At 58.5% G+C, this 4,908-nt stretch carries 4 protein-coding genes and 1 pseudogene; 1 reads left to right on the plus strand and 4 read right to left on the minus strand.

Annotated elements, in window-relative coordinates; genetic code table 11:
* From V6C16_RS07930 to V6C16_RS07945, 4 genes and pseudogenes are all read right to left on the minus strand, one after another.
* Positions 1-338 (minus strand): annotated as a pseudogene (locus V6C16_RS07930) (tRNA (adenine-N1)-methyltransferase); the annotation flags it as partial.
* 165 nt (positions 339-503) lie between these two features.
* Positions 504-2,942 carry a penicillin-binding protein 1A gene (locus V6C16_RS07935; RefSeq protein WP_333534689.1) on the minus strand — a complete coding sequence of 813 codons (2,439 nt, stop codon included), beginning with the start codon at positions 2,940-2,942 and terminating at the stop codon, positions 504-506.
* Positions 2,943-3,275: 333 nt separating this feature from the next.
* On the minus strand, positions 3,276-3,593 hold the full coding sequence (locus tag V6C16_RS07940) for a TusE/DsrC/DsvC family sulfur relay protein (RefSeq protein ID WP_012625537.1): 318 nt from the start codon (positions 3,591-3,593) through the stop codon (positions 3,276-3,278).
* A gap of 251 nt (positions 3,594-3,844) precedes the next feature.
* The gene (locus V6C16_RS07945; protein WP_333534690.1) at positions 3,845-4,504 is read right to left on the minus strand and encodes a CBS and ACT domain-containing protein; all 660 of its coding nucleotides are present in this window, start codon (positions 4,502-4,504) and stop codon (positions 3,845-3,847) included.
* Between the two features lie 142 nt (positions 4,505-4,646).
* Here V6C16_RS07945 and larC point away from each other — a divergent pair.
* Positions 4,647-4,908, plus strand: a 262-nt coding sequence (gene larC, locus V6C16_RS07950; protein ID WP_333542979.1) for a nickel insertion protein, incomplete at its 3' end; no start/stop codon positions are given.

Genomic DNA, 4,908 nt, shown 5'->3' on the forward strand with positions numbered 1-4,908 from the left:
GATAGCCCCGTTGTCAGGCCGCCGGAGCCGCAGCCCGCCTCAATGATGGTGCGGCCCGGCCCGGCTCCGAGGCGCAGGCAGATATAGGCGATGTCCTTGGGGTAGATGATCTGCGTCTGACGCTTGAGCGTCTTGAGGCGGTCATAAAGGGTGGCTTCCATGACCTGTATTGGCACTTGCTGGTTGGTGTAGATCACGCTGCCGAAATCGCAGCGGGCCACATCAGCGGCCGGTAAGGCGCCGTCATTGCTGTGCCAGTCCTGACCTTCGGTCAGCTTTTTGGTGTAGCGGCGGCCCTTGGGGGTCACATAGACAACAAGAGAACCGTAGGGAATCATGAATTTCCTTTGTGTTGCGGCGTTGGCGCGCGGTATCGGGCATCATGAGGGGGCCGTGCGGCCCCCTCTGTAAAAAAGCGTCTCCGGCCTGCGCCGGGCCAGTTTGTTCCTGACATGGCAAGCTTTCAACCGCGCAGGCTGAAAGCACGTTCCTCTAGACAGTGTCTAAAACATCTGGCGCATAAGGTCTTCGCCGCCCTGCGAGGTGTCGACCACGCTGTCGTCCTCAGTGGTGGCGGCTGTGGCCGAAACGCCCTGTATGGGCATGTCGGAGCGGAAAGCAAGCCCGTCCATCATGGTGATGCCTTCGGGCATGGTAAAATCGTCCGCAGGGTAGCGGTCTTCCACTTCCACACGATAGTAGCGGAAGATGGGCGCGGCGGTACGCCCGCCCTGTTCCAGGCGGCCCAGAGACTGTAACTGGTCGTAGCCCACATAAACGCCCGTGACAAGGTGCGGTGAAAAGCCCACAAACCAGGCGTCGTGCTCTTCGTTGGTGGTTCCGGTTTTTCCGCCGATGTTGAATCCCTGCACCCTGGCGCGGCTGCCCGTACCCGCATTGACCACCTGCTTGAGCAGGGTCGCCATGATATAGGCGTTCTGCGGGGTGACGGCCTGCCACTGCTCCACGTCCTGGCGGTAGAGCACACGGCCCTGCGGGTCGCTTATGGACGTGATGATGCGCGGGCGCACGCCGATGCCCTTGTTGGCAAAGGCAGCATAGGCCTGGGTAAGGTTGAGGGGCGAAACGGCCACAGCCCCGAGGCTGACAGAAAGCTCCTGCGGAAAATGGGGTTCAAGACCCAGCGCCTTGGCCCTCTGGATCACATTGGCAATGCCTACCTGCTGGGCGATCCGCACGGTGCAGGTATTGCGCGAGAGCGCCAGTGCCTGATGCAGGGGCAGCTCGCCCTTGTAGTTCTTTTCGTAGTTTGAAGGCCGCCATACCTCGTTGGTATAGGGATTCACATAAACAAAAGGCGCATCAAGCACAGTAGAGGCGGCGGTAAAGCCCATATCCAGCGCCGTGGAGTAAACCACGGGCTTGAAACTGGAGCCTGGCTGACGGCGGGCCTGGGTAGCGCGGTTGAAATGGCTGTCGCCGAACTGATAGCCGCCGATAAGGGCCACCACATCGCCGTTTTCAGCTTCCACCGAGGCAATGGCCCCTTGCACTGCCGGTTCCTGCTGCAGCAGCAGGGAAATGGGAGCACCTTTTTTGGCGGTCGAAGGGTCAAAGGGGATGGTTTTCTTTTCCTTGCGGCCCTTGGCGTTGGTTTCGCTCACCGTGGTTTCCGCTGCGGACACCCAGATCAGGTCACCGGGGCTGACCACGAGCCTGGCATCCTTGACGGCCGGGGCGTAGATGCCCGCCACTTTGGGATTGGGCTTGCGCGCCCATGACATGTTGCTTACGGGGATAAGGCCGGTATAGCCCTGGCCCAGGCTTACGCGGGCCTCTTTGGCGTCGGCGGAAACAACAAGGGCCTTGACCCAGTTGCTGCCTGCAAGGTCCAGAGGGCTGAAAGTTTTTTGCGCGGCAAAGGCTTTCTGCTGTTCGGCATTCAGCTTTTCCAGCGGGCCGCGCCAGCCCTGGCGCTTGTCCAGTTCTTCCAGTCCCTGCCGCAGGGCTGCCCCGGCGGCGTACTGGTGGGACGGGTCCATTGAGGTATGCACGGTAAGGCCCGCTTCGTACACGTAGTCCACGCCGGACTTGTCCGTTTCTATCCCCAGAGCCTTGAGGTTCTGTTCCGTAAAAAATTCTATGAGCAGGCGGCGGGTTTCTTCAAGATACCACAGGGCCGCGCCCCCCATGCCTTCGGGCATGCTCCAGTACACCAGAGGCTCGGCGGCGGCTTTTTCGTATTCTTCGGGGCTGATCCACTTGAGGTCGCGCAGGCGGCCCAGAACGTACATCTGACGGTTCTTGGCCTCTTCCGGGCGGCGGAAGGGATTGTACGTGCTGGGGGCTTTGGGCAGACCGGCAATAACCGCGCTTTCGGCCAGGGTAATGTCCGAAGCGTGCTTGCCGAAATAGGTGCGTGCGGCCGCTTCCACGCCGTAGGCGTGCTCGCCCAGATATATCTGGTTCAGGTAGATGGTAAGGATCTGGTCCTTGGTATAGGTTTTTTCCAGATCATAGGCCAGAATGGCCTCTTTCATCTTGCGGGTGTAGCTGCGCTCGGAGGTCAGCAAGAGCTGCTTGATGAGCTGCTGGGTGATGGTGCTGCCGCCCTCGCCCTGACGCCCCTTGCGAAAGTTGTTGATGGCCGCGCGCAGGATGGCAGTGGGGTCCACGCCCATGTGCCGGTAGAAAGCGTCGTCTTCCGCCGCCAGAAAGGCCAGGGGCAGAAAACGCGACATTTCCTTGAGGCCGATGACAAAGCGTTTTTCATGATACAGCGTGCCAAGGGTGGAGCCGTCCCGCGCAAGAATGACAGACGCCTGAGGCTGCTTGTATTCAGCAATGCGGTTGATATCCGGCAGGTCGCGTGAGGCCCAGTAAAAGAGCATGACCACAGCGCCGCCACCAAGAAGGCCGCATACCAGTAGTATACCCACCAGCCAGAGGGTGAGCTTTTTCCACGACAGACGAATTTTCATGGCAGGGCGATACCGTTTTTTTGCCCCGGCGTAAAGTATGCGCGCAATCCCGCGCCGGGCTGGTTGTTGTGGATGACGCGCCGGGAAGGCTTTTTGCCGGATGTTGCCATGTGCTGGCAAAAAGCCTTGGGAAAAAATGAAACAGACCCGGATTCGGGAGGTTCCGGCAGAATGGAGCGTTACGCTCTGTAGATGAGGATAGTTCAGCTTCCGGTCTTTGCAAGGCCCGGCGTGGCTTTTACAAAAAAATGAAAATTAAAAGAGTTCTGATTTTTTGTAAAAATAAAAAGCGGAAGGTTTCCCTTCCGCTTTTTTTCCGAATGTAGTGGCGGACTACACGCAGCCGGTGGGCTTGGGCAGGCCGGCCATTTTGCAGGCGCCCTTGCCGGGACCGGAGGGGAAGAGTTCGTACACTTCCTTCAACTTGTAGCCGGTGTTCTTGGACAGAATGCGGACCATGGGAGCGATGCCGTTCTTCTTGTAGTAGTCCTGCAGGAAGTCAAGGATCTTCTGGTGGTCAGCGGTGATTTCGGAGATGCCTTCGGATTCCTTCACATAATCCATCCATTCGGGGCACCAGTCGTCAAAACGCAGAAGGAAACCGTCTTCGTCAACTTCAAAGCTTTTGCCTTTATAGGTGATCTCAGCCATGCGTGTGTCCTCCTTGGACAGATAGTACTCAACCTCGCCGGAACGATATGCTCCAGGCGCAGCCAACCGGGGTTACCCGGCCGAATTCCTCCAATGGGCGCGAAAGCATAATGCAATCACAACGAATGCCTTTATGCCATAAAAAAATTTTGATGGCAAGCCCTGACAGCTTTTTTTGGTCTGCCCCACTGATTCAGTCAAGATTTTTTTCCAGCGATCCTGAAAGGATGTGCTAATCTTGATTGGGTTGATCAAGCATTTTGCCGAATGCAGTACAGCACACGTCCGAGCTTTGCAACCTCTTCCATCAGGGTGTTTTCGGCCGCGGCGTTTTTAAGCTCACGCACCCGGATGAATATGTGACGATTGCCGTCCTCGTTGCTTACGGTCAGAACGGACAGCAGGCGCGCGTTGTGGGCGCGCAGCAGGTCAAAGAGGGGGCGGGCCGTGCCGGGCAGGTCGGGCAGCTCTATGGCGAACTGAAGGCCGCCAAGGCGCGCGCCGGTGATGTCCACCAGAGCCTTGAACACGTCATGGTCTGAAATAATGCCCACCAGCTTGCCGCTTTCTTCCACCACGGGCAGCCCGCCGATCTTGTTGTCGAGCATGATCAGGGCCGCCTGTTCCACCGTGTCGGAAGGTTTGACGGTCATGGGGTTGGCCGTCATAATGTTTTTGGCCTTGAGTTCGGCGAGCAGGTAGTGCATTTCGTACATGTCGAGCGTGGTGGCCTTGGAGGGGGAGGCGTCGCGCACGTCACGGTCAGAAATAATGCCCACCACGCGGCCCTTGTCGTCAAGCACGGGCAGGCGGCGGACATGGTGGTCTTTCATGAGCTTGCCCACCTTTAGCAGAGACGTCTCCGGGGTGACGCTCACAACATCGGTGGTCATCCAGTTTTGTACGGGCATGCTTCCCTCCGGTTTTCGATACGTTTCAGAGTTGGACGGCTGCGGAACACAGCGGCCTTTTTCTCTTTATACAACAACAGGCGGATGCTGCACAAGTGCGTCCGGGGAAGCCCCCGGCGCGGCGCGCAACGGAGATGAAAGCATGGTGGATGTGTATCTGGATTGCAGCGGCGGCATCAGCGGCGATATGACCCTGGCCGCTCTGGCCCATCTGGGCGCGAACTTTGCGCCGCTGACGGCAGCGCTGGAAAAGGCGGGCATCGCCTGTGAGCTGGATATCTGGGAAGAACTGAGGGCCGGGGGGCCGGGCAGGCGTGTTGAGGTGCGCTGGCGGCAGGAAGAACAGCCTTTGCGTCACCCTGCGGATATTGCGGCAATTTTTAATGCGGTGGATGTTTCCGCCA

Source organism: Desulfovibrio sp. 1188_IL3213 (assembly GCF_036763145.1).
GTDB lineage: Bacteria > Desulfobacterota > Desulfovibrionia > Desulfovibrionales > Desulfovibrionaceae > Desulfovibrio.